Raw genomic sequence first — 24,625 nt, forward strand, 5'->3', positions numbered from 1 at the left:
CGCGGTGCTGGGGCGCAGCGCCGCGGACACGGCGGCGGGGGAAGCGGCGTCCGTACCCAGGAGGGTGGGCACGGACGTCGCGCTCGGGGCGGTGGGCCGCGCCGCGTCGCCCCGCCCGGCCGTCCGCCGTACGGCGTCGGGAGCAGGTCGCGGGCCCGGCGCCACCGGCGCGGCGGGGCGGAGCAGCGGCACCTCGGGCAGGTCCCGGGAGGCGGGGCGGGCAGCGGGTTCCCCGGCGGGCGCCCGCTCGGACCGTACGACGGTCCGCTCACGTTCCGTACGGAACTGGACCTCGCGTACCGCCGGGCGCGCCAAGTCCCCTTCCGGGGACGGGGGTTGGGCGGTGGCGGGCCACAGCGGACCGGTCGTGTCCTGCTCCGGCGTGCCGGACCGGACCGCCTCGACCCGCTCGAAGGGCCCGGCGAGTCGCGGCTGTACGCGCACCACGCCGGGGCGCGGCGCGGCGGCCGGCGCGTGCCGGGCGAGCAGCCGGTCGAAGAAGTCGGGCGCCCCGGACTCCCGGTCTTCCGCGGGGCGCCCGCCGGAGGAGTCAGACATCCGCACACAGCTCCAGGTAGTAGCGGCGCCGCAATGGGCTGAGCGCCAGGATCTCCGGCTCGCTCCAGCCGTACGCGGTGGCGAGCAGATGGACGTCGAGGAGCACGTCCCGTGCCCAGGCGTCCAGTTCGGTCCAGAGGTAGGAGGCGATGTCGAGCTCGGCGCGGGTGGCCGCGGCGCACTCGGGGCAGCTGACGTTGAGCGTGACGTCGGCGCCCGGGTCGGCCGCCTGCGCCGCCTCGGCGAGGCGGCGCTGCACGGCCTCGGGCAGTGCGTCGGGCAGCCCGTCACCGGCGGGGACGGCCGCTCCGTCGCGTACCGCCGAGACGACGCACCGGGCGAGCAGCGCCCGCCGGGCGTCCGGGTGCCGGGCCGCCGCCGTCAGGTCGGCGACGCCCGGCACCCGGAACTCGATCTCCCAGCCGTCCGCGGCGACCCGCACCACGGAGTCGGCGGGAGGACCCAGTGACCGGGCGAACTCCCCGGCGTCCAGGTCGAATTCCATGTCCGCGCCGCAGGCGGCACAGGCGAGGCGCACCTGCATGCGCTCGCCGAACAGGGCCCGGCGCAGCGCGAAGAGATCCGCCTCCCGCTCGCCCACCGGCAGCGCGGACAGTGTCTCGCCGCCGGTGTCCGGGCGGGCGACGCCGTGCAGCAGCAGGGCGCGCCCGGCAGGAGCCTGGGCGAGCCCGGCCTCCCAGGTGTCCAGAAGTGCGGTCGCCCGAGTGATCGCCATGCTTGCCCCCGTTCCGTACACGCCCCGCTGCCCCCGCAGCCCATCTGTCGTTCAACTCGCCTCGGTTCAGGCGGGATTGAGGAACGAGGGTTCCTCCGGCTCGGGCACCTCGTAGTCCCGCTCCCAGCCCTCGCACTCCAGCTTCAGCGACTGGATCGCGATCGCGTTGGCGTTGGCGTCCAGCTCGCCGAGGACCTGGTACTCGCTCGGCCAGGTCCGGTAGAGCTTGTGCGAGACGGCCACCTGACCGGCCTCGTTGAGGACCTGGATCACGATGTCCTTGCGGAAGTCGGCGAGCGAGACCTCGGAGCCGAGGCCCGCGCCGACCTGCCAGACCTTGTTGGCCCAGCGGTCGAACTCGGGGTCGTGGGTGACCCCGCGCTCCAGCGTGATGCCCTCGAACTCCGAGCGCCCCGGCGACTTGCGCGGGGAGCTGGGGTCGCCGCCGTGCCGGTGCTTGACGACCTCGGTGGTCCGCTTCAGCGGACTGATCTTGCTGATGCCCGCGACCGTACGGCCGTCCCACAGGACGAGGAACTTGAAGTTCTTGTACGGGTCGAAACGCTGGGCGTTGACAGTGAACTCAGCCATCGGATTTCCTCAAGATTCCCTTGCGCCAGATTCCCTAGAGCTCGAACTGCCCGGACGTCTGCTGGATCCTGACGATCACGAACTCGGCGGGCCTGACCGGTGCGATGCCGACCAGGACGTTGACGACGCCGTTCGCGATGTCCTCGTCCGTCGTGGTGTCGTGGTCGCACTTGACGAAGTACGCCTCGCGCGGTGTGCCGCCCTTGAAGGCGCCCTGACGGAAGAGGTTGTGCAGGTACGAGGAGGCGCCGAGGCGGATCTGCTGCCACAGGTTCTCGTTGTTGGGCTCGAACACGACCCACTGCAGCCCGCGTTGGAGGCTCTCCTCCACGTGCAGCGCGAGGCGTCGCACGGGGACGTACTTCCACTCGCTGTCGAGCGCGTCGGAGCCCTCAAGCGTGCGGGCGCCCCAGACCAGCGGGCCCACCATCGGCATGGTGCGCAGGCAGTTGACGCCGAGCGGGTTGAGCAGCCCGGTCTCGCGGTCGGTCAGGTTGACCGTGAGCGAGTGCACGCCGGTGAGCCGTGCCTCGGTGCCGGCCGGTGCCTTCCAGACGCCGCGTTCGGAGTCGGTGCGCGCGAAGACGCCGGCGACCGCGCCGGACGGCGGGAAGGAGCGCAGCCGCCCGGTGAGCGGGTCGGTCAGCTGGAGGTGCGGGAAGTACAGGCCCGCGTGGTTGCCGCGCACGGCGTCGAAGGACGCGAGTCCGGCCCGGGCCGTGTCCACGCTGACCCAAGTGCCGGGCGCGTCGACGAGGAGGAAGATCCGCCGCTCCTGGCAGAGCCGCTGGGCCGCCGAGACGACGGTGATCATGTCCTCGGTCGACTCGTACGAGGCCAGCTCGGGCAGGACGAGCAGGTTGACGTCCGCGACACCGCGCAGCGCCTGGATGCCGGTCTTGTCGGCCTCGCCGCCGATCAGGTCTCGCGGTCCCGGCGCCTCGCCGTCCTCGCCGCCCTCCAGCGGGAAGACCGGCGGGTTGACCGAGGCCTCCAGGCCCAGGTCGTTGGCGCACTCGCCGAGGAAGCGGACGACGTCCTCGGGGTCGGTGGAGCCCGCCACCACCTGGAGGCGCTTGCCGAAGGCGGTGACCTCGGCGCCCGCGAAGGCGTGCTTGCCCGGCGCGTCGGGCAACGCCCGCAGCTTGCGCTCCAGGAGCAGGGCCAGCTCGGCGACGCCGCTCGGGGCCTCGCCGTCCGAGTCGGGGTCGTACAGCGTGAACTCGCGCTCGACCTCGCCGATCTTGACGGTCAGGTCGACGGCCAGGTCGGGCAGTTCGTGCCCGAACGGCTTGGAGACCGTGCCGGACGGGTCCGGGCGGCCCTCGCCGACGGCCTCGACGCGGATGAGTCGCGATCCCGCGTTGATCACGGTCGGCGCGTGCCGGCCGTGCGAGGTGTCCATGGACAGGCCGGTGAAGCTCTCGCGGGCCTCGCCCTTGGCGTCGTACACGCGCACGTTGAAGGTGTCGCCGGGCCTGGGCGTGTCGTAGTCGACGGCGACGCGCAGTCCGTTGCCCCATACGCCGGGTTCCTTGGCGTGCACTTCGAGGACGGCGGACTCGCTGTGGCCCTCGGTGGACTCCAGGGTGACGCAGGCGGCCTTGCCGCTGCCCGCCTTGGCGACGCGGACGATCACGGCGACGGTGCCGCCGTTGCCGAAGAACTGGTGCACGGCGTAGCCGACGGCGCTCTGCGAGCTCAGGCCGCCGAAGCGGCGCTCGAACTCGGTGAAGCTCGTGACGCGCACCGGTTCGTTCAGCGGTCCGCGCCGGGTGTGTCCCACGAAGGCGGTCACCGAGGTGGTGACGGTCGAGATGGTTCGGGTGCTGCTGGGAAGTTCCTCGACGTAGACGCCGGGATACGTCGGCCTGGCAGTGTTCACCGCGCTCATCGGCATTCCCCCTCCTAATCCGTTCTCAGGCACCGGGTGAAAGGCACCAAGAGGCGGCAGAGGGAGACGTGTTGGGCGGTGCGCGCGGGTGAAGATCCGGACACGCAGCAGCGTGCCCGTCCGCGGTACCGCATCAGTTTCCCCCGTCAGTGCCCCGTACGGACGGCCGTCCGGGGTCAAGCGCACGCTTGTGACTCCTGATGCTCAAGTGCTCAATACACGTTGGGGGGTCGGGAGTTGACGGAGCAAGGCGTGTTCACGCCACCCGTGGGGGAGGTTCCATGGAGGGCACCCCGCACAGCTCGCACACGATGTACGCGTGTCGGATCAGCTGATTCACAGATTCCCCACGGGTGATGTTGCAGGAGAATGGAGGGTATGTCCCGACGCGCCGCACATCCCCGCCGCCTTCGCCCTTCCGCCCCAGGCCACAAGCCCTTCTGCCCTTGCGGTCTTGCGGAGAACTACGAACAGTGCTGTGGCCGGTTTCATCGGGGTGCGAGCGCGGCACCGACCGCAGAGGCGCTGATGCGGTCGCGGTATTGCGCCTTCGTGAAGTGCGACGAGGGGTATCTGCTGCGGACCTGGCATCCCAGGACCCGGCCGGAGCGGATCGCATTCGATCCGGGGACGCGGTGGACCGGTCTGGAGATCCTCGCCAAGGACGACGGGTCGGCCTTCCACAGCACCGGGACCGTCACGTTCCGGGCGTCCTACGCCGGGGGCTCGCTGCACGAGCGCAGCCGTTTCGAGCGGGTCGACGGGGCGTGGGTGTACATCGACGGGGACGTCAGCGAGTAGTCCCCGCACCGAATCGGCGGGCACGCTCTGTACGGCTCAACGGGCAACCCCGGTACGGCCGTTCAGGGTGCGAGTATGTCCAGCTCCTGGAGCGCGCCCACCGCGATCTCGCGGGTCAGTTCCTCGGCGCGGGCCGCGTCGCCCTCGCGTACCGCCTCCGCGACCTGGACGTGCAGGGTGACGGCGGCCGGGTCGGGGTCCTCGAACATGACCTCGTGGTGGGTGCGGCCCGCGAGGACCTCGGCGACCACGTCACCGAGGCGGGCGAACATCTCGTTGCCGGACGCGTTCAGGATGATCCGGTGGAAGGCGATGTCGTGCACGAGGTACCCCTCCAGCTTGTGGCCGCGCGAATTGGCCACCATGCCCAGGGCGCACTCGGTGAGTTCGGCGCACTGCCCGGCCGTGGCGTGCTGGGCTGCCAGGCCCGCGGCGACCGGTTCGACGGCGGACCGCAGCACGGTCAGCGAACGCAGCTGGCGCGACCGGTCGGAGCCCGCCAGACGCCACCGGATGACCTGTGGATCGTAGACATTCCACTCGTTCGCGGGACGGACGGTCACACCGACCCGGCGCCGGGACTCGACCAGGTGCATCGACTCCAGGACCCGGACCGCCTCGCGCATCACCGAGCGTGACACCTCGAAACGCTGGGCCAGCTCGTCGGTGCGCAGCACGCTGCCCGGCGGGTACTCGCCGGCCGTGATCGCCGGACCGAGGCTCTCCAGTACATGGCCGTGCAGCCCTCGCCCCGGTGTGCTCATGAGGTTCAGCCTACGAGGCAAGCGGCGGGAACAAAAAGTCAGACTTATGTGTCACAGACTCTTGAATTCATCAGACCTATGGGTTTCAGTGTCGTGACGGATACGGCACCTGACCTTCATCCGATGTCGAAGAAGACAGCGAGGCAGCAATGAGTACCCCTCACGTCGTCGTGATCATGGGCGTGGCAGGCACGGGCAAGACGACCGTCGGCCCCCTGCTCGCGAACCGTCTCGACGTTCCGTATGCCGAGGGCGACGACTTCCACCCCGCGGCCAACATCGCCAAGATGACGGCCGGGACTCCGCTGACCGACGAGGACCGCCGGCCCTGGCTCGACGCCATCGGCGCCTGGGCACACGGGCGGGCCGGACTCGGCGGGGTGGTCAGCTGCTCCGCGCTGAAGCGCGATTACCGCGACCGGCTCAGGGCAGCCGCTCCCGGTGTCGTCTTCGTCCACCTCACCGGTGACCGCAAGCTCATCGAGGACCGGATGGGGCACCGTCAGGGCCACTTCATGCCGACGGCGCTCCTGGACTCCCAGTTCGCCACCCTCCAGCCGCTCCAGGCGGACGAGGCGGGTGTCGCCGTGGACGTCTCCGGCAGCCCCGAGGAGATCACCGAGCGGGCCGTGTCCGCCCTGAGCGGCCTCCCCGCGTAACTCGAACACACCCCCCACGCTTCACCTCCCCCTCCCCCTCCCTGCAAGGAAAAGCACCGTGACCAGACTCAGCGTCGAGATGCTGGCAGCGGATCCCGTCGAGCCGATCACCTCGGCGGGCCATGCGCAGCTGGGCATCGCCGTCCTGGCGGGCATCGCCGTCATCGTCCTGCTCATCACCAAGTTCAAGCTCCATGCCTTCCTCGCGCTGACCATCGGGTCACTCGCCCTCGGCGCCTTCGCCGGGGCCCCGCTCGACAAGGCCATCACCAGCTTCTCGGCCGGTCTCGGTTCGACCGTCGCCGGTGTGGGCGTCCTGATCGCGCTCGGCGCGATACTCGGCAAGCTGCTCGCGGACTCGGGCGGCGCCGACCAGATCGTCGACACGATCCTCGCGAAGGCGGGCGGCCGTGCGATGCCGTGGGCGATGGTCCTGATCGCCTCGGTGATCGGTCTGCCGCTGTTCTTCGAGGTCGGCATCGTGCTGCTGATCCCGGTCGTCCTGATGGTGGCCAAGCGCGGCAACTACTCCCTGATGCGGATCGGCATCCCGGCGCTCGCCGGTCTGTCCGTGATGCACGGGCTGATCCCGCCGCACCCCGGCCCGCTGGTCGCGATCGACGCGGTCAAGGCCAACCTCGGTGTGACCCTCGCGCTCGGCGTACTCGTCGCCATTCCGACGGTGATCATCGCGGGCCCGATCTTCTCCAGGTACGCGGCCCGCTGGGTCGACGTGCCGGCGCCGGAGAAGATGATCCCCCAGCGCGCCTCCGAGGACCTGGAGAAGCGGCCCGGCTTCGGCGTCACCATCGGCACCGTGCTGCTGCCCGTCGTCCTGATGCTCTCCAAGGCTCTGGTCGACATCATCATCGACGACCCCGAGAACATGGTGCAGCGCGTCTTCGACGTGATCGGCTCCCCGCTGATCGCGCTGCTCGCGGCCGTGCTGGTCGGCATCTTCACCCTCGGCCGGGCGGCCGGGTTCACCAAGGACCGGCTCTCCTCGACCGTCGAGAAGTCCCTCGCCCCGATCGCGGGCATCCTGCTCATCGTCGGCGCGGGCGGCGGCTTCAAGCAGACGCTGATCGACTCCGGGGTGGGCCAGATGATCCTGGACATCTCCGAGGACTGGTCGATCCCCGCACTGCTGCTCGCCTGGCTGATCGCGGTGGCGATCCGGCTCGCGACCGGTTCGGCGACCGTCGCCACCATCTCGGCGGCCGGTCTCGTCGCCCCGCTCGCGGCCGACATGTCGACCACGCACGCCTCGCTGCTCGTCCTGGCGATCGGCGCGGGCTCGCTGTTCTTCAGCCATGTGAACGACGCCGGGTTCTGGCTGGTCAAGGAGTACTTCGGCCTGAACGTCGGGCAGACGATCAAGACCTGGTCGGTCATGGAGACCATCATCTCCGTGGTCGCCGGAGGCCTGGTCCTCCTGCTGTCCCTTGTGATCTAGCCCGCTGATCCAGTTCGTAACCCAGGAGTACGGCGATGACTCACCCTCTCTTCGACATCAGCGGCCGTACGGCGCTGGTCACCGGGTCCAGCCGGGGCATCGGCCTCGCGCTGGCCCGGGGACTGGCGGAGGCCGGCTGCACCGTGGTCCTCAACGGCCGCGACCCCGACCGGCTCACCAAGGCCGCGGCGGAACTGCCGGGCGACATCCACACGGCCGCCTTCGACGTCACTGACGGTCCGTCAGTGGCCGCCGGAATAGCGGACGTCGAAGAGCGGGTGGGTCCGCTGGACATCCTCGTCAACAACGCCGGGATGCAACTGCGGGCTGCCCTGCTGGAGTTCGCCGACGCCGACTGGCACCGCATTCTCAACACCAACCTCACCAGCGCGTTTCTCGTGGGCCGGGAAGCCGCCCGGGGCATGACCGCACGCGGCCACGGCAAGATCGTCAACATCTGCTCCCTGCAGAGCGAGGTGGCCCGGCCCGGGATAGCCCCGTACGCCGCCACCAAGGGCGCGCTGAAGATGCTCACCAAGGGCATGTGCGCCGACTGGGGACCGAACGGGGTTCAGGTCAACGGGCTCGGCCCCGGTTACATCGAGACCGAGCTGACCCAACCCCTCGTCGACGACCCCGAGTTCAGCGCCTGGGTACGGCGGCGGACACCGGCCGGGCGCTGGGGGCGCACCGAGGACCTGGTCGGCGGGGTGCTGTTCCTCGCCTCCCCCGCGGCGGACTTCGTCAGCGGACAGGTGCTGTACGTCGACGGCGGCATGACCAGCGTCCTGTGAAAGGGGCTCCCCGATGCTCGGTTGCGTGATTCACGGCCAGGACGACCTGCGGGTCGACGAACTCCCGGCCCCTTCCCCCGGCCCCGGCGAGGCGCTCGTCGCCGTGCGGTACGGCGGTGTGTGCGGCTCCGACCTGCATTACTGGCGGCACGGCGGGGTCGGCGACTTCCGGCTCCGCGAGCCGATGGTCCTCGGCCACGAGGTCGTGGGGACGGTGATGTCGTACGGCGCCGGGGCCGGCGACGGTCGTCCCGCGCCGGATCTGCCTGCATCCGGTCTCCCCGCACCCGGTCTTCCCGCGCCCGGTACGGCCGTTGCCGTGCACCCGGCGACCCCGTGCGGGGTGTGTCCGGAGTGCGCGGCCGGGCGGCGGAACGTGTGCCGCGACACCCGCTACCTCGGCAGCGCGGCGCGTATGCCACACGTCCAGGGCGGGTTCGCGGCCCAAGTCGTCGTGCCGGTAGAGCAGTTGCGGGCCGTACCCGCCGGACTGCCGCTGCGGCGAGCCGCGTTGGCCGAGCCGCTGTCGGTCGCGCTGCACGCGGTGCGGCGAGCCGGTGACGTCGCCGGGAAGCATGTCCTCGTCACCGGTGCCGGGCCCATCGGCTGTCTCGTCGTCGCGGCGGCGAAGGCGGCGGGCGCGGCGCGGGTGACGGTGACGGATCTGTTGCCGCGGGCTCTGGAGTACGCGGTGGCCGCGGGCGCCGACCATGTCGTGCGCGCGGACGATCCCGCTTCTCCCGCGTGGCCCTCCGAGGTGGATACGGCCATCGAGGCGTCCGGGGTCGCCGCCGGGCTCGACACGTGTCTGCGGCTCGTGCGGCGTGGTGGGGTCGTGGTCCAGCTCGGCATGCTGCCGCCTGGGCAGAGTTCCTTCGCCGGGAACCTTGTGGTCAGCCGGGAGATCGAGCTGCGGGGTGCCTTTCGCTTCGACGGGGAGTTCGACGACGCATTGGCGCTGCTCGCTGGAGAGCCACGGTTCGACCTGTTGGTGAGCTCGGTGATTCCTCTTGGCGAGGCCGAGTCGGCGTTCGCTCTGGCTGCCGATCGCTCGGAGTCCTGCAAGGTCCTGCTGGACTTCGGAGAGGACGGCTGACGGTTCGGGGCGGTGGCGGTGGTTTGCCGGGTGCGGGTCCGTTGTGGCTGGTCGCGCAGTTCCCCGCGCCCCTACAGACAAAAGACCAGGGGCGCAGCCCCGTCTTTTAGGGGCGCGGGGAACTGCGCGGGCAACCCCCACCGGCCCGCAGTCGGGAACCGCAGAAGCTCCCCGGTGAGTCTGCCACTATGCGTACTGATCTTCGCTCGGAGGAGAGAACGACCTTGGAAAGCTTAGGAATCCCCAGGAGCCGCCGCACCGCACTCGCCCTCGGGGCCGGGGCGGCGCTGGCCGCCACCGTGACGCCGTCGGCCCGCGCGGCGACCGGGGACGACGTCACCCGGGCCCTGCGCGAACTGGAGCGGGCCCACTCCGCCCGCCTGGGCGTATACGGGCACAACACGGTCACCGGCCGCACCGTGCGGTACCGCGCGGACGAGACCTTCCCGATGTGCTCGGTGTTCAAGACGCTCGCCGCCGCTGCCGTGCTGAGGGACCTCGACCGGCACGGCGAGTTCCTGGACCTGCGGATCCGGTACACCGCGCAATACGTCGAGGACGCGGGCGGCGGCTCGATCACCGGCAAGGAGGAGAACGTCGCCAACGGCATGACCGTCGCCGAGCTCTGCCACGCCGCGGTGGCCTACAGCGACAACGGCGCCGCGAACCTGCTGCTCCGCGAGCTCGGCGGCCCGACCGCCGTCACCCGCTTCTGCCGCTCGGTCGGTGACGGGACGACCCGCCTCGACCGCTGGGAGCCCGCGCTGAACTCCGCCGAACCCTGGCGCACGACGGACCTCACCAGCCCCGGCGTCATCGGGCGGACGTACGGGAAGCTCGTCCTCGGCGACGCACTCACCCCGCGCGACCGGCGGCAGCTGACCGAGTGGCTGCTCGCCAACACCACCAGCGGGGCCCGTTTCCGCAAGGGGCTTCCCCAGGACTGGGCCCTCGGCGACAAGACGGGCACGGGCAAGTACGGCACGACCAACGACGTGGGCATCGCCTGGACACCGGACGGGGCACCCGTCGTACTGGCCGTCCTCACCACCAAGTCCGACCCCGCCGCCCCGATGGACGAACCGCTCGTCGCCGACACCGCCGCACTGCTGGCGTCGGCGCTGGCATAGGCCCGTACACGTCTCGGCTCGTACGAGCTGAGCCTCGTACGAGCCCCGTACCGCCGCCGGAGGCTATGGGCGCCAGAGCGGATGTTCGCGCTTCGCCCACTCGCGGTCGACCTCGCCCGTCCGGAGCCCGCGCCGGGACTCCGGGCGGGCCATGGCCATGCCGATGTGGCCCGCGAGGACGAGGCCGATGGTCAGGGCGAGCCAGTCGTGGACGAAGGTCGCGCTGGTGCGCCAGACCAGCGGGGCGAGGTGGGTGAACCACATCAGCAGTCCCGTGCCGAGCATGACCAGGACGGCGCCTGCGATCCAGGCCGCGTACGTCTTCTGACCGGCGTTGAACTTCCCGGCCGGCCGGGACTCGGGGCGGGCGTCGCGACGCAGCGCCGACCGCAGCCACACGCGGTCGTGCGGACCGAAACGGTTGAGCAGCCGCAGGTCCCTGCGGAAGGCACGGGAGGCCAGACCGGCCAGGACGGGAACCGGCAGCAGCAGCCCCGTCCACTCGTGCACCGTGACCACCAGCGCGCGCCGGCCCACGAGTTCGGCGAGCTGGGGCACGTAGAGGCAGGCCGCGGTCAGCACGCACAGCCCCATCAGCAGGGCCGTCGTCCGGTGCACCCAGCGCTCGGCGGGCGAGAAGCGCCGGACTCGCAGCGCACTCGCCAGGCGCTCCCCGGACTCCCCGGGCTGCACCGCACGCGGGTCCTCGGTGTCCGTCTCAGGTCGCGTCATCGTCACGTCCGTTCGAGCGGCCCACCCACGCGTCCACGTCGTAGCCGCGGTTCTCCCAGTAGCCGGGCCGCACGTCCTTCGTGACCGTGATGCCGGAGAGCCACTTCGCGGACTTGTAGAAGTACATGGGGGCGACGTAGAGGCGGACCGGGCCGCCGTGGGAGTGGTTCAGGTCCTTGTCCTGCATGCGGAGGGCGACGAGGACGTCGGCGCGGCGGGCCTGGGACAGGGTCAGGCTCTCCGTGTACTCCCCGTCGAAGCAGGTGAAACGCACCGCACCGGCCGAGGAGCGCACCCCCGCGGCGTCCAGCAGCCGGGACAGGCGCACCCCCTCGAAGGGCGTGTCGGGCACCCGCCAGCCGGTGACGCACTGGACGTCGCGCACCATCCGCGTCTGGGGCAGGGCGCGCAGGTCGGACAGGCTGTACGTGGTGGGGCGGTCGACCAGGCCGTCCACGGTGAGGCGGTAGGTGTCCTCGTTCTTGTGCGGGACGGACGAGGTGACCGAGTAGTAGCGGAAGCCGCCCCCGTTGGGCAGGAGGCCGGTCAGGCCGGTGGGGTCCTTGTCCGCGGCGCTGCCGAGGAAGGACTCCAGGCCGCGCTGGAGCGGGGGCGCGGCGGCCACGCCGAGCGCACCGAGCCCGAGCATCCCGAGGACGAGCCGCCGCCCCACCGGGGTCCCGCCCTCTTCCGGCTGGTCCGCTGCCGCTGACGGTTGATACGAGTTCACCCACTGATTCGAACACCCCTGGCCCGCGTAAGCCAGGGGCCAAGGGTGCCCGTCAGCATTCCGTAATCACTTCTTACGTGCTTCTCAGAGACAGGGGCCTCAGGCGTCGGCCTCCGCCGCCTTGTCCAGCTGGAACGCCTCGTTGCCGAGCCCGATCCTGGCATGCGTCTCGGGCTTGCGGGCGCGCAGGAACACACCCTGGAGGAGACCCAGGACGGCGGCCAGCGCGATGATGCCGGGCAGCACCCAGCTGAGCGAGGAGCCGGGGCCCGCGCCCACCAGGACGTCGAAGTCCTTGACGGTGTAGCCCGCGATCACGAGCAGCGCGACACCGGAGATCACGGAGGCCGCGAGGCGCCAGGCCTGGGCCCGCGCGGCGCCCCGGCGGGCGAAGAAGACGACGACGGAGAGCGAGGCCGTGGCCATCAGCACGATCACGCCGAGCGCCCCGACGTTGCCCATCCACGTGAACAGGTGCAGCACCGGCGCGGTCGGGTCGCCGGTCGGCTTGTCGTCGGCCACGGCGAAGGCCGCCACGACCACCACCGCGACGACCGTCTGGAGCAGCGATCCCGTGCCGGGCGCGCCGCTCGCGCCCGTGGTCCGGCCGAAGGCGGCGGGCAGCAGCCCTTCGCGGCCCATGGCGAAGGCGTACCGCGCGACGACGTTGTGGAAGCTGAGCAGCGCCGCGAACATGCCGGTCACGAACAGCACATGGAGGACGTCGGTGAACGTCCCGCCGAGCCGCGACTCGGTGAGGAAGAACATCAGTCCGGCGCTCTGCTCCTGCGAGGTGCCCACGATCTGGGAAGGACCGGCGGCGACGGTCAGCGCCCAGGAGCTGAGCGCGAAGAAGACGGCGACGAAGCCGATCGCGAGGAACATCACGCGCGGGACCAGGATGTGCGGGCGGCTGGTCTCCTCGGCGTAGACGGGAGCCTGCTCGAAGCCGAGGAAGGCGGCGATGCAGAAGCACAGCGCGGTACCGAGGCCCGCGCCCGTGAGCGTGTCCGGGTTGAAGGCGTGCAGCGACAGGCCCTCCTTGGCGGGGTCGGCGACGGCCGCGATGTCGAAGATCACGACGAGCGCGACCTCGATGAGCAGCAGCACACCGAGCACCCGCGCGTTCACGTCGATCTTCAGCCAGCCGAGTGCGCCGACGACGAGCGCGGCCACCAACGCCGGTATCCACCAGGCGAGTTCGACTTCGAGATAGGTGGCGAAGAGACCGGACACCTCGAAGCCGAAGATGCCGTAGATGCCCACCTGGAGCGCGTTGTAGGCGACCAGCGCGACCGCCGCCGCGCCCGAACCCGCGGTGCCGCCGAGGCCGCGGGAGATGTACGCGTAGAAGGCGCCCGCGTTGTGGACGTGGCGGCTCATCTCGGCGTATCCGACACTGAAGAGGACGAGCACCACGCCGAGTAGGACGAAGAGCAGCGGCTGGCCGACGATGCCCATCACCGCGAATGTAGTGGGCATGACACCCGCGACCACCATGAGCGGGGCGGTCGCCGCGAGGACGGAGAGCAGCAGGCCCCCCGTGCCGAGCCGGTCGGAGCGCAGGGCGCGATCCTGCCCCTTGAAGGTGCTGATGCCGCCGTCGGCGGTGGCCGGTCTGCTCGTACCCGGCTTACTCGATGCGCTCGGCGCACTTGAGGAATGCGAACTGCCCGTCGTCATGGCGGGGTTGTCCTTTCGGCTGTTCGGATCTCGGGGATGTCTTCAGACCGTGCCCAGCACGCTGTCGCGCGCGGCACGGAAAGCGGTGGACGGATCGCGGTCGGGGTACGACCACGGCGCCGGGGTCGCATACGGTCCGATGCGGTGGAACAGGGCGGCCGCTTCGGCGCCCCGGCCCTCACAGAACTTGGCGTGGGCAAGGAAGTTGAGGTCCACATGACTGCGCGGGTGGTCGTCGCGCTCCCACTCCAGCCACCAGTCGAAGGCGGCCTTCATGACCTGGCGCGCCCGGCGGCCCACCCAGTGCCCGGAGGCCACCGGGTCGGTGGGCTCGATACCGGCGCGGGCCAGGACCCGGTAGCGCTCGGCGTGCGCGATGACCGGGAGGATCGCCAACGGCGAGTCGGCGGGCGCCTGTTCGGCGGACCAGGTCGCGAAGTCGTAGACCTCGTGCAGCGGGTCCTGGCCGGCTTCCGGGCGGCGCTCCGCGAGCCGGGCGACCATCAGGTGGTGGGCGTGGTGGTGGTCGGCGTACCGGTGGCGCACCTCGTCGAAGAGCTGGACCACCTCCTCCTCGGCGCCGAGTACGCGCTCCAGCATCAGCAGGCCGAACCAGGGCGTGGGGTCGGCGGGCAGCAGCGCGGCCGCGGCGCGGCAGGCCTCGCGGGCCCGGGCGGGCTTGGCCTTGCCGTTCAGGGCGCGCCGCACGGTGGCGAGGGCGAGCAGGACGGAGGCGTCGCCGGACTCGGGTTCGGCGAGTTGCCAGTCGCGCACCCAGGCGAGGGTGCCGCCCTCCTCCGCGAGGACGGTCATCCGATGCCCGCGGCGGTCCCAGTCGTCACCGGTGGCGACCAGCAGGGCGCGTACGGCAGTCCACCGGCCCTGGGCCAACGCGGCCCGGGCGGCGACGAGTTCGGCGTCGTCGAGAGCGGCGTCGAAGACCTGGGCCGCGCGCTTGCGGCCGCGGCCGAGGGGAGGCGGGGGTGGTGACACCGCGGGCAACTTCCTCACACGACGCGGTTTGTGAGCGGTTTGACTCTGTCAGCGTTTGATCACGGACAGACAACCCTGAGCCAATGGTTCGCGTCAAGAGCTGACAGAATCCTTACACCCCTCAACTTTTCACCACAGGCCCGGAGTTGACACGGAGGGTGACCCTGTGAAGCACCGGAGTCGGGTGGGCATCAGCCCACGGCCTTCGCCGCCGCCCGCCCCGCCGTACGCCCGGAGAACAGGCAGCCCCCGAGGAACGTCCCCTCCAGGGACCGGTATCCGTGCACTCCGCCGCCGCCGAACCCGGCCGCCTCTCCCGCCGCGTACACCCCCGACAGCGGGTCGCCGCCCTCGGTCAGCACGCGGGACGAGAGGTCGGTCTCCAGGCCGCCGAGCGTCTTGCGGGTGAGGATGTTGAGGCGCACGGCGATGAGCGGGCCGGCCTTGGGGTCGAGGATGCGGTGCGGCGTGGCGGTACGGATCAGCTTGTCGCCGAGGTAGTTGCGGGCCCCGCGCACCGCCATCACCTGGAGGTCCTTGGTGAACGGGTTGGCGATCTCCCGGTCACGCGCGGTGATCTCGCGGCGCAGCGCGGCCTCGTCGATGAGCGGTTCCTTGGTGAGCGCGTTCATCCCGCGGACGAGTGCGCTCAGGTCCTTCTCGACGACGAAGTCGACGCCGTTGTCCATGAACGCCTTCACCGGCCCCGGCACATCGGCCCGGGCCCGCTGGAAGACGCCCTTGACGGACTTCCCGGTGAGGTCGGGATTCTGCTCCGACCCCGAGAGCGCGAACTCCTTGCCGATGATCTTCTGGTCGAGCACGAACCACGTGTAGTCGTACCCGGTCGTCATGATGTGTTCCAGCGTGCCGAGCGTGTCGAAGCCGGGGAACAGCGGGACGGGCAGCCGCTTGCCGCGGGCGTCCAGCCAGAGCGAGGACGGGCCGGGCAGGACGCGGATGCCGTGGTTCTCCCAGATCGGGTTCCAGTTCTGGATGCCCTCGGTGTAGTGCCACATGCGGTCGCGGTTGATCAGGTGCCCGCCGGCGCCCTCCGCGATGGCGAGCATCTTGCCGTCCACGTGCGCGGGCACGCCGGAGACCATCCGCTCCGGCGGGGTGCCCAGGCGCTCCGGCCAGTTGGCGCGTACGAGGTCGTGGTCGCCGCCGATGCCGCCCGACGTGACGATCACGGCCTGGGCCCGGAGTTCGAAGGCCCCGGTGACCGTGCGGCTGCTGGCCTCGCCGCGCTGGATGCCCGAGGGCTCCAGGACCTCGCCGGTCACGGTGTCGACCGTGCCCGCGCTGCGGGACAGACCGGTGACCCGGTGGCGGAACTTGAGCTGTACGAGCCCCCGGGCGACGCCTTCGCGCACGCGCCGCTCGAAGGGTGCGACCAGGCCCGGGCCCGTACCCCAGGTGATGTGGAAGCGGGGTACGGAGTTGCCGTGGCCGTTGGCGTCGTAGCCGCCGCGCTCGGCCCAGCCCACCACGGGGAACCAGCGCACCCCCTGCTGGTGCAGCCAGGGCCGCTTCTCGCCGGCCGCGAAGTCCACGTACGCCTCGGCCCACTTGCGCGGCCAGTGGTCCTCGGGGCGGTCGAAGGCCGCCGTGCCCATCCAGTCCTGGAGGGCCAGCGCGTGACTGTCCTTGATGCGCATCCGGCGCTGCTCGGGCGAGTCCACGAAGAACAGTCCGCCGAACGACCAGTGCGCCTGGCCGCCGAACGACTGCTCCGGCTCCTGGTCGAGAAGGATCACCTTGCGCCCCGCGTCGACGAGCTCCGCGGTCGCCGCGAGTCCGGCCAGACCCGCCCCGATCACGATCACATCTGCGTCGTACGCCATGAGCAGGTCCTCCTCGGCATTGTTACTGGTCGGTCAGATCCTTGGGCAACGAAGTGACCCAGTCAACTGCCGGGTCCCCGGTAGTCGGGCTACAGTCGGTCGACACCCACACCCGCACCCCGCTTGTCCCGTCCCCGTAAGTCTCGAGGTACGCCGCGTGTCGGTTCTGGTTCTCGTCCTCGCCGTCAGTGCGGCCTGCTGCCTGGGATTCGGCTTCGTCCTCCAGCAGAACGCGGCGGCGCACGCCCCGCTGGGCGACTTCCTCTCCCCCCGGCTGCTCCTCGACCTGGTGCGGGTGCCGCGCTGGCTGGGCGGCATCGGGCTCATGGTGGTGGGGATGGCACTGGGCGCGATCGCCCTGTCGAACGGCGAGATATCCCTCGTCGAACCGCTGCTCGCGACCAACCTCCTCTTCGCGCTGATGCTCTCCCGCCGCCAGACCCGGCAGCCGCTGGGGCGACAGGGGTGGGGCGGGCTGCTGCTGCTCGCGGGCGGCGTGACGGCGTTCATCGTGGCCGGCCGGCCGGAGGGCGGCGACGACATCACCGACCCGGTGCGGCACTGGCTGATCATCGGGATCATGCTCGGGCTCGCGCTGCTGCTCACCACGTACGCGAAGCGGTCGCGGCTGAGTGCGGGTCCTGTGCTGCTGGGGGTGGCGGCGGGGCTGCTGTACGGCGTGCAGGACGCTCTCACTCGCGTGAGCGGGCAGCGTTTCTCGGAGGGTGGGTGGCCGGCCCTCGTCACCGGGTGGCAGGTGTACGGGGTGGTGGTGCTCGGGATCACCGGGCTGCTGCTGGTGCAGAGTGCCTTCGAGACGGCGCCGCTGCGGATGTCGCTGCCCGCGCTCACCGCGGCGCAGCCGCTGGCCGGGATCGCCTGTGGGGTGGGGTTCCTCGGGGACCGGTTGCGGGCCGATGCGGGGGCCATGGCGTGGGAGGCGGCCGGGCTGGCCGGGATCGTGGTGGGGGTTGTGCTGCTTGGGCTGCACCCTGCTATGCCGAGTGGGGTGGCTCGTACGGAACGGGTTCGGGATCTTCAGCCTCTGTGACGGGCTGGTCGACAACGGGCTGGTTTGATGGCCGTATGAGTTCTGCTGACGAGATCCTCGACATCGTCGATGAGAACGACGAGGTGGTCGGGCAGGCGCGGCGTGGGGACGCGTATGACCGGGGGTTGCGGCATCGGTGCGCGTTCATCCAGGTCAGGGATGCGGAGGGGCGGCTGTTTGTGCACCGCCGCACTGCGACCAAGCTGGTTTTCCCTTCCCTGTACGACATGTTCGTGGGTGGGGTGGTGGGGGCGGGTGAGACGTACGACGAGGCTGCTCTTCGTGAGGCGGAGGAGGAGTTGGGGGTGTCCGGGCTTCCTCGGCCCGACTTCCTGTTCAAGTTCCTGTACGACGACGGGGTCGCTGGGCGGACCTGGTGGTCGGCTGTGTACGAGGTGCGCTGTGAGGTGCCGGTGAATCCTCAGGTGGAGGAGGTCGACTGGTACGGGTTTCTGCCGGAGGCTGAGGTGGGGAGGCGGTTGGGGGTTTGGGAGTGGGTGCCTGATGGGTTGGCGGCGTATTCGCGGCTGCGGGCTTACCGGGGGTTGGGCTGAGGTTCGGTTGTTTGTCTGCGGGTTGGGTGGGGGCTGGTCGCGCAGTTCCTCGCGCCCCTGGGGAGGTGGGTGGTGGGGCCGGTGCCGCGACGGGATATCCGATCGCCGCTCTGGGATATCCAGTCATGGCACGTTGCCGCGGCGATCGGACACCCCGACACGACCCCTCACGCCGGAGGCCGACAGCGGCCCGGTGGGAGCACCGGTCAAAACCCCGCCCGGCCGTTGTCTTTTCGTTTTTAGGGGCGCGGGGAACTGCGCACCCAGCCCCCACCGGGCCCGCACTGTGCACACCGTCCCAAGGCCCCCGTCTTTTGTCTTTTCAGGGGCGCGGGGAACTGCGCGACCAGCCACGGCCGACCCGCACCCTACAAACAACCCGACGGGGGTCTGGGGGCGGAGTCCCCAGTTTCGGGAAGGGGTGGGGTTGGGGGAAGGGAAACCCGGTCCTCGCCCGGGTTACGGGTCACGCTGAGGTGCGCTTTTGGGGGGACGCCTTCTTGGCGGTCGTCTTCTTCGCGGCGGCCGTCTTCTTACCGGCAGCTTTGGACGCGGTCTTCTTACCCGCCACCCCCACCGACTTCTTCGCCGCAGACGCCGACTTCTTGCCGGCAGCCTGCTTGGGCGCGGACCGGGACGACTTGCGGAGCGGCTTGACCTCGGCGTCACCGCCGGCCGACTCCTCGCCCCGCGCCACCCGCGCCTGCCGCACACTGTTCTCCAAGGCGGACATGAGATCGATGACCTTGCCGGCGGACCTCTCGGCGGCGGGCGCCGACGGAACCCGCTCGCCGGAGGCCTTGGCGGCGATGAGTTCCTCGACGGCCTCGCGATAGTCGTCGTGGAGATCGGCGAGATCGACCTCGCCGAGCGTGTCCATGAGGGCGTCCGCGAGATCGAGCTCCTTGTCGCGAACGGTGACGCTCGCGTCGGGAGCGACACTCCCGGCGGCACGGATCTCGTCCGGCCACAGCAGCCCGTGCATGGCGATGACGTCCTCGACGACCCGCAGCATCCCCAGCCGCTCCCGCCCCCGCAGCGCGAACTTGGCGATGGCCACCTTCTGGCTCCGCTTCAGCGCCTCCCGCAGGAGGGTGTACGGCTTGGCGGCGGGGACCCCGTTCGCCGCCAGGTAGTACGCCGTGTCCATCTGCAGCGGATCGATCCGGTCGGCCGGCACGAAGGCCACGATCTCGATCGTCTTGGCGGTCGGGATGGGCAGCTGGGCCAGATCGTCGTCCGTGATCGGGATGATCGTGCCGTCCGCGTCCTCGTACCCCTTGCCGATCTCGGCAGCCGAAATCTCGCGCTCCTCCAGCTCACACACCTTGCGGTAGCGCACCCGGCCGCCGTCCTCGGTGTGGATCTGGCGGAAGGAGATCGAGTGGTTCTCGGTGGCGTTCACCAGCTTGATCGGGATGCTGACCAGGCCGAAGGAGATGGCGCCGTTCCAGATGGATCTCACGTTCGACACCTTTCGGCCAATTTATTCTGATTACGTGGGATTCTCATCGTATGACGCCGATCACGGAGGTGGAGGGGCGAAGAATCACGCTCAGCAACCTGGAGAAGGTCATCCACCCGGCTACGGGCTTCACCAAGGGCGAGCTGCTGCACTACTACGCGACGACGGCGGAGGCCCTCCTCCCCCACCTCCGCGACCGCCCGGTCTCCTTCCTGCGCTACCCCGACGGCCCGGACGGCCAGGTCTTCTTCACGAAGAACGTGCCGCCCGGTACACCCGAGTGGGTCAGTACGACCGAGGTTCCCCGTTCGGAGGGCCCCGCCCGCATGGTCCTCATCCAGGATCTGCCGTCCCTGATGTGGTCGGCGAACCTGGTCAGCGAGTTCCACACCCCGCAGTGGCGCGCGGACGCCCCCGACGTGGCCGACCGTCTGGTCTTCGACCTGGACCCCGGCTCGCCCGCCACGATCGTCGAATGCTGCCGGGTTGCCCTATGGCTGCGTGAGCGGCTGTCCGCCGACGGTCTGAGCGCCTACGCCAAGACCTCCGGCTCCAAGGGACTCCACCTGCTTGCTCCGCTCGAACCGACGCCCTCCGTCGCGGTCACCGCCTACGCCAGGGCCCTCGCCGTGGAGGCCCAGACCGAGCTCCCCGACCTGGTCACCCACCGCATGACCCGGAGCCTTCGCCCCACGAAAGTCTTCGTAGACTTCAGCCAGAACGCTGCCCGCAAGACCACTGCGACCCCGTACACGCTCCGGGCCCGGGCCGGGCCCGCCGTTTCCGCCCCGGTGACGTGGGAGGAGGTCGAGTCCTGCATCGACCCGTCCCAACTAGCGTTCCACGCCCAGGACATCGCGCCCCGTCTCCAGCTGTACGGCGACCTGCTGAAGCCCCTGTTCAGCACCACCCGGGCCAAGCCACTGCCGTAACCTCAACCGGCCTCGCGGGGCGGGCGGGTTTCCCTTCCCCCAACCCCACCCCTTCCCGAAACTGGGGGACTCCGCCCCCAGACCCCCGTCGGGTTGTTCGTACGGTGCGGGTCGGCTGTGGCTTGTCGCGCAGTTCCCCGCGCCCCTGAAAAGACAAAGACCGGGGGCCTTGGGACGGTGTTCACACTGCGGGCCGGTGGGGGCTGGGTGCGCAGTTCCCCGCGCCCCTAAAAAGCGGCCGGGGTCTGTACCGCAAGCCCCACCCAGCCGCACTCGGCCTTCCGGCGTGAGGGGTCGTGTCGGGGTGTCCGATCGCCGCGGCAACATGCCATGACCGAATATCCCAGAGCGGCGATCGGATACCCCGTCGCGGCACCGACCCCACCACCCACACACCCAGGGGCGCGAGGAACTGCGCGACCAGCCCCCACCCAACCCGCAGACAAACACACCCTCACACCCGCAACCACGTCCGCCGGTCCCGAGCCACCGCATGCAACGCCTCGACATCCGCCGGCTTGAGCACACCCCCCGCCCCCGCAAGCCCACCCACCTCACGGTCCAACAAAATCCGCACCTCACGCAACGGCCCCGGCACAGACACATCCGCGGCCCCGTACAACACCAGCACAGGACGAACCTCAGCCGTGAGCGCATACGACGCCCGATCCGCGTCCCCCCGAACCCGGCGCAACAAGGGCCGCGGCTCCCCACGCCCCACCGTAACCATCGGATCGGCGACGACAACGCGCTGCTTACGGACGTACAGGGTATGGACGGCGAACAGACCCCCCGGCCCGATCACCAGGTGATGAACCCGGTCACCCCCGGGCAGCGACACCGAGTGCAGCGCATGCCACCCCACCCCCTCCAGCCCGTCCAACGCCTCCCCGACCGCCAGCTCAGCCTCCAGCGCCCGCCGCCGCGGATCGGGCCGCAGCCGCCGCGGCGCCCCGGGCTCGCGGTCGAGCGCGACCTGAAGCGCCTCCCCGGGCCGGTTCGGCGCGAGGTCGTCGTCGGGATGCAGAGACAGCCGCACCAGCTCCGCAGGAGTCGGCACCGGCGGCGGCCCCACCGTCACCGACCCGCTCAGGAACGGCCCGAGCACATCGAGCACATCCTCCCGCCGCTCATCGCTGAGCAGGTTGACCCGGCCGGCCTCTCTGTCGTACCAGGCGACGTTTCTGCCGTCCGTGAGACAGACGTAGAGCCGTTCCTGACCGTGCCGCCAGGTCGGCACAACGCGCAGTCCGCTCATGCACCATCACCCCACGACCATGGGAACAGGCGGGGTGCTCCAGGGGCAAGAAGCCGGTTACCTTTGGGAGCAGTTGGAGGGGGAGGCGCCGTTGCGGGCTCGCAGGAAGCAACCCGATGTGCCGGCCCCGGACAGCCCGTGGAGCGAGATCGTGCCCGGCCTGTGGATGGGCGGACACGAGTACACGGGCCGGTCGGGAGAACTGGAATTCGCCGTCGTACGTGACGAGTTCGACCTGGTCCTGACCCTGCTCCGACTACCGGGCCACGGCCCCGACGAGGGCGTGGAACACCACGTGTGGCCCATCCCCGACGGGCCGTTGGACGGCACCCAGCTGGCCGGCGTGATGCGGCTCGCGCGGACCGCGGGCGAGGCACTCGACGAGGACCGCCGGGTCCTGGTCCGCTGCTACCACGGCTACAACCGCTCGGGACTGGTCATCGCCCACACCCTGATCGGCGCGGGCCACACCGCCGACGAAGCGATCCGCCTGATCCGCTCCCGCCGCTCACCGTGGGCGCTGCACAACGAGCTCTTCGTCGAGTACCTGCAGACGGGCCTCGCCACGGCCCGGCTGCTGGAGGAGCTGGCCGAGTAGCCCGCTCCGGCCCCGCGAACAAAAAGGACTTCCGCCCGGATAACGCGAATAAGGTGTGTGGGGAGCATCGGTAACCGGCCAAACCAGCCACTCTCGGTCGCCGCCCCCACAACACCGCAGGAGCGCAGTGATCCACATCCGCCTCGCGAGCGCTGCCCGCGCCCTGCTCGCCGCGCTGACGCTGCCCCTGGCCGCCCTGGCGCTGGCGGGCTGCGGCGACCCGGGCGACCTGCGCGGCTCTGGCCCGACGGCCACCGCCGTGGGCCCGACCCGGCTGTGGCCGGAGGTCCCGCCCGCCACCTCGCCCGCCCTCGACTACGGCGAGGCGGACACCGAGACGGTCAAGGGCGTCACGGCGCCGGGCGACGACATCCGCAAGGTCGACCCGGTCGACGTGATCCGTGCGGAGATCGCCGCGCACCCGGACGAGTACACCGGCGTGAAGGCGCCCTACTGGGAGACGGCCCGGCAGATCGAGCAGTGCGGCAAGAAGGACGGGGAGGCCGGGAAGGACGAGAAGAAGACGACGGAGACGCCGGAGACGCCGGAGACGCCGGAGACGAAGGGCGAGCGGGGCAGGGCATGTCCGGTGGTGCTCCAGCCCTACTACCGCGATCTCACCGGCGACGGCCGGGACGACATGGTGCTGGGCATGCGGATGCCCGAGGACCAGCTGGCCGTCCGCGCGTACACCTTCGTCGGCCACCGGCTGACCGAGGTCATGGCGACCACCGACAGCACGCTCGGCGTCGAGATCGCGGGCCGTGACGTGATCATCCGCTCGCCGTCGAAACTGGCGGGCTACGAGTACCGCACGGTCTGGTCCTGGGACCGTCGCCAACGGGCGATGCTCGCGACCAAGGACGAGATCCTGCGCGTGGGAGCCGAACCCGGCACAAGCCCGGCCGCGTCCCCCCGGAGCCCGGCCGCGAGCCCCCGATGAAACGCCGGCCCCGAACCGGCCACCGGCCCCAGACCGCCGGCCGACTCCGAGCAGGGCTCCGGCCCCGGGCAGACCGCCTGTCCCGGTCGGCCCGTACCGACCTCCCGCCCCGCCTGCGGCGCCTGCGGCACTGGACCGCCGCCCTCGCCTGGAAGGCCGCCGCGTTCATCACGGTGATGTGCTGCGGACTCACCGCGCTCCTCGGCGTACTCGTCCACACCGCGGTGACGAACCAGACCGTCGGAGAGGCCCGCGACCGCGCGCTCGACCGGCTCACCGGGGCGGCGGCTGCGTTCGAGGCGGGCGACCGCCTCCCGCCGGGCGCGGGCATCGGTCTGGCGGGCCTGCCGACGGAGCTGCGTACGCTCGCCGAGGCCGGGGAGCGCGGCACGATGGTCGGCGACCACGATCCGAGCCCGACGATGTGGGCGGCAGGACCGGCGAGCGGCGGGCGCGTGCTCGCCGTACGGGTCGACTACGCGCAGGGGGCCCGTACGATCGACGGCCTCGACCGGGCGATCCTGGGCTCCTCGGCGCTGGCGATCGGGGTGACGCTGCTCGTGGGCGCGTTCGCGGTGACGCGCGTGACGCGGCGGCTGCACGGCACGGCACAGGTGGCGCGGCGGATCAGCGCGGGTGATCTGGACGCGCGGGTGAACGATCCGCGGGCGACCGACCCGACGCGCCCGCAGGACGAGGTGGCCGCGATGGCCGGCGCCCTCGACACCATGGCGTCGAGCCTGCAGAGCAAGCTGCTCAGCGAGCAGCGCTTCACCGCGGACGTCGCGCACGAGCTGCGGACGCCGCTGACGGGACTGCACGCGGCGGCCGAGCTGCTGCCGCCGGGCCGCCCGACCGAGCTGGTCCGGGACCGGGTGGCGGCCCTGCGCACGCTCACCGAGGACCTGCTGGAGATCTCCCGCCTCGACGCGCGCAGCGAGCGGCTCGATCTGGACGCCGTACGGCTCGTACCGCTGGCCGAGCGGGTGGTCCGGGCGTCGGGCACGGACACGGAGGTCCGGGGTGTACGGGACGCGGTCGTGGAGACCGACGGGCGCCGCCTTGAGCGGGTGCTCGGCAATCTCGTGGCCAACGCGCACCGGCACGGGCGGGCGCCGGTGGTGCTGACGGTCGACGGGCCCGTCGTCACGGTCCGGGACCACGGCGACGGCTTTCCGGAGTACCTCGTGGAGCACGGACCGCAGCGGTTCCGTACGGAAGGGGGTTCCAAGGGGCATGGGCTCGGGCTGACCATCGCGCTCGGGCAGTCGGAGGTGTTGGGGGCGCGGCTCGTCTTCGCTAACGCGGCGGATGGGGGTGCGGTGGCGACTCTGTTCCTCCGGTAGGTCTGCGGATGAGA

24 protein-coding genes are annotated in these 24,625 nt (G+C 70.9%); 12 read left to right on the forward strand and 12 right to left on the reverse strand.

Translation table 11 applies throughout. The annotated features are described in order from the left end of the window. The 4 genes from AB0I18_RS11595 to AB0I18_RS11610 all read right to left on the reverse strand — a co-directional run. On the reverse strand, window positions 1-558 hold a 558-nt coding region (locus AB0I18_RS11595), incomplete at its 3' end, for a hypothetical protein (protein WP_363105228.1). Further along, window positions 551-1,294 (reverse strand): hypothetical protein, encoded by a 744-nt coding sequence (locus AB0I18_RS11600; RefSeq protein WP_363105229.1) that lies wholly within the window; start codon window positions 1,292-1,294, stop codon window positions 551-553. The genes AB0I18_RS11600 and AB0I18_RS11595, both read right to left, overlap by 8 nt. A gap of 66 nt (window positions 1,295-1,360) precedes the next feature. Next, window positions 1,361-1,885: a phage tail protein gene (locus AB0I18_RS11605; RefSeq protein WP_363105230.1), complete on the reverse strand. Its 525-nt coding sequence runs from the start codon at window positions 1,883-1,885 to the stop codon at window positions 1,361-1,363. A gap of 34 nt (window positions 1,886-1,919) precedes the next feature. Then, complete coding sequence (locus AB0I18_RS11610; protein ID WP_363105231.1) at window positions 1,920-3,785, reverse strand: phage tail sheath C-terminal domain-containing protein; 1,866 nt, start codon at window positions 3,783-3,785, stop codon at window positions 1,920-1,922. 372 nt (window positions 3,786-4,157) lie between these two features. Between AB0I18_RS11610 and AB0I18_RS11615 the strand changes: the two genes are divergently transcribed. Next, entirely contained in the window at window positions 4,158-4,580 is a 423-nt protein-coding gene (locus AB0I18_RS11615; RefSeq protein WP_363105232.1) for a YchJ family metal-binding protein, read from the forward strand. Between the two features lie 62 nt (window positions 4,581-4,642). On the opposite strand, the gene AB0I18_RS11620 is transcribed toward AB0I18_RS11615, so the two are convergent. Further along, a complete protein-coding gene (locus tag AB0I18_RS11620) occupies window positions 4,643-5,344 on the reverse strand; it encodes a FadR/GntR family transcriptional regulator (RefSeq protein WP_363105233.1) in 702 nt (233 codons plus the stop codon). Window positions 5,345-5,493: 149 nt separating this feature from the next. Between AB0I18_RS11620 and AB0I18_RS11625 the strand changes: the two genes are divergently transcribed. The 5 genes from AB0I18_RS11625 to bla all read left to right on the forward strand — a co-directional run bounded on the left by AB0I18_RS11625 (window position 5,494) and on the right by bla (window position 10,479). Then, window positions 5,494-6,003: a gluconokinase gene (locus tag AB0I18_RS11625; RefSeq protein WP_363105234.1), complete on the forward strand. Its 510-nt coding sequence runs from the start codon at window positions 5,494-5,496 to the stop codon at window positions 6,001-6,003. Between the two features lie 58 nt (window positions 6,004-6,061). Next, window positions 6,062-7,459: a gluconate:H+ symporter gene (locus tag AB0I18_RS11630; protein ID WP_363105235.1), complete on the forward strand. Its 1,398-nt coding sequence runs from the start codon at window positions 6,062-6,064 to the stop codon at window positions 7,457-7,459. Between the two features lie 35 nt (window positions 7,460-7,494). Beyond that, a complete protein-coding gene (locus tag AB0I18_RS11635) occupies window positions 7,495-8,253 on the forward strand; it encodes an SDR family oxidoreductase (RefSeq protein ID WP_363105236.1) in 759 nt (252 codons plus the stop codon). Between the two features lie 13 nt (window positions 8,254-8,266). Next, window positions 8,267-9,349: an L-idonate 5-dehydrogenase gene (locus AB0I18_RS11640; protein ID WP_363105237.1), complete on the forward strand. Its 1,083-nt coding sequence runs from the start codon at window positions 8,267-8,269 to the stop codon at window positions 9,347-9,349. Window positions 9,350-9,573: 224 nt separating this feature from the next. After that, on the forward strand, window positions 9,574-10,479 hold the full coding sequence (gene bla / locus AB0I18_RS11645) for a class A beta-lactamase (protein WP_363105238.1): 906 nt from the start codon (window positions 9,574-9,576) through the stop codon (window positions 10,477-10,479). Between the two features lie 63 nt (window positions 10,480-10,542). Here the strand turns inward: bla and AB0I18_RS11650 are convergent, their stop codons facing one another. From AB0I18_RS11650 to AB0I18_RS11670, 5 genes are all read right to left on the reverse strand, one after another. Then, window positions 10,543-11,211 (reverse strand): cytochrome b/b6 domain-containing protein, encoded by a 669-nt coding sequence (locus AB0I18_RS11650; protein ID WP_363105239.1) that lies wholly within the window; start codon window positions 11,209-11,211, stop codon window positions 10,543-10,545. Next, on the reverse strand, window positions 11,198-11,860 hold the full coding sequence (locus AB0I18_RS11655; RefSeq protein ID WP_363105333.1) for a molybdopterin-dependent oxidoreductase: 663 nt from the start codon (window positions 11,858-11,860) through the stop codon (window positions 11,198-11,200). The genes AB0I18_RS11650 and AB0I18_RS11655 overlap by 14 nt, the downstream gene beginning before the upstream one ends. A gap of 180 nt (window positions 11,861-12,040) precedes the next feature. Then, window positions 12,041-13,624 carry an APC family permease gene (locus AB0I18_RS11660; protein WP_363105240.1) on the reverse strand — a complete coding sequence of 528 codons (1,584 nt, stop codon included), beginning with the start codon at window positions 13,622-13,624 and terminating at the stop codon, window positions 12,041-12,043. Between the two features lie 42 nt (window positions 13,625-13,666). Beyond that, window positions 13,667-14,617 carry a hypothetical protein gene (locus AB0I18_RS11665; RefSeq protein ID WP_363105241.1) on the reverse strand — a complete coding sequence of 317 codons (951 nt, stop codon included), beginning with the start codon at window positions 14,615-14,617 and terminating at the stop codon, window positions 13,667-13,669. Window positions 14,618-14,808: 191 nt separating this feature from the next. After that, complete coding sequence (locus AB0I18_RS11670) at window positions 14,809-16,464, reverse strand: FAD-binding dehydrogenase (RefSeq protein ID WP_363105242.1); 1,656 nt, start codon at window positions 16,462-16,464, stop codon at window positions 14,809-14,811. A 157-nt stretch (window positions 16,465-16,621) separates the two neighbouring features. On the opposite strand from AB0I18_RS11670, the gene AB0I18_RS11675 reads away from it, so the two are divergent. Both AB0I18_RS11675 and AB0I18_RS11680 read left to right on the forward strand, forming a co-directional pair. Next, window positions 16,622-17,515: a DMT family transporter gene (locus AB0I18_RS11675; RefSeq protein ID WP_363105243.1), complete on the forward strand. Its 894-nt coding sequence runs from the start codon at window positions 16,622-16,624 to the stop codon at window positions 17,513-17,515. Between the two features lie 35 nt (window positions 17,516-17,550). Beyond that, a complete protein-coding gene (locus AB0I18_RS11680; protein ID WP_363105244.1) occupies window positions 17,551-18,069 on the forward strand; it encodes an NUDIX domain-containing protein in 519 nt (172 codons plus the stop codon). A 466-nt stretch (window positions 18,070-18,535) separates the two neighbouring features. Here the strand turns inward: AB0I18_RS11680 and AB0I18_RS11685 are convergent, their stop codons facing one another. Next, the gene (locus AB0I18_RS11685) at window positions 18,536-19,543 is read right to left on the reverse strand and encodes a Ku protein (protein WP_363105245.1); all 1,008 of its coding nucleotides are present in this window, start codon (window positions 19,541-19,543) and stop codon (window positions 18,536-18,538) included. Between the two features lie 41 nt (window positions 19,544-19,584). Between AB0I18_RS11685 and ligD the strand changes: the two genes are divergently transcribed. Then, a complete protein-coding gene (gene ligD, locus AB0I18_RS11690) occupies window positions 19,585-20,466 on the forward strand; it encodes a non-homologous end-joining DNA ligase (protein WP_363105246.1) in 882 nt (293 codons plus the stop codon). Window positions 20,467-20,920: 454 nt separating this feature from the next. On the opposite strand, the gene AB0I18_RS11695 is transcribed toward ligD, so the two are convergent. Then, entirely contained in the window at window positions 20,921-21,724 is an 804-nt protein-coding gene (locus AB0I18_RS11695; RefSeq protein ID WP_363105247.1) for a nuclease-related domain-containing protein, read from the reverse strand. 118 nt (window positions 21,725-21,842) lie between these two features. Between AB0I18_RS11695 and AB0I18_RS11700 the strand changes: the two genes are divergently transcribed. The 3 genes from AB0I18_RS11700 (at window position 21,843) to AB0I18_RS11710 (ending at window position 24,611) form a co-directional block, all read left to right on the forward strand. Continuing rightward, window positions 21,843-22,322: a protein phosphatase gene (locus AB0I18_RS11700; protein WP_363105334.1), complete on the forward strand. Its 480-nt coding sequence runs from the start codon at window positions 21,843-21,845 to the stop codon at window positions 22,320-22,322. A gap of 136 nt (window positions 22,323-22,458) precedes the next feature. Beyond that, a complete protein-coding gene (locus AB0I18_RS11705) occupies window positions 22,459-23,265 on the forward strand; it encodes a hypothetical protein (RefSeq protein WP_363105335.1) in 807 nt (268 codons plus the stop codon). After that, window positions 23,262-24,611 carry an ATP-binding protein gene (locus AB0I18_RS11710; protein ID WP_363105248.1) on the forward strand — a complete coding sequence of 450 codons (1,350 nt, stop codon included), beginning with the start codon at window positions 23,262-23,264 and terminating at the stop codon, window positions 24,609-24,611. The genes AB0I18_RS11705 and AB0I18_RS11710 overlap by 4 nt, the downstream gene beginning before the upstream one ends. Window positions 24,612-24,625: the final 14 nt, after the last annotated feature.

It is taken from the genome of Streptomyces sp. NPDC050704 (assembly GCF_040654355.1).
In the GTDB taxonomy this organism is placed as follows: domain Bacteria; phylum Actinomycetota; class Actinomycetes; order Streptomycetales; family Streptomycetaceae; genus Streptomyces.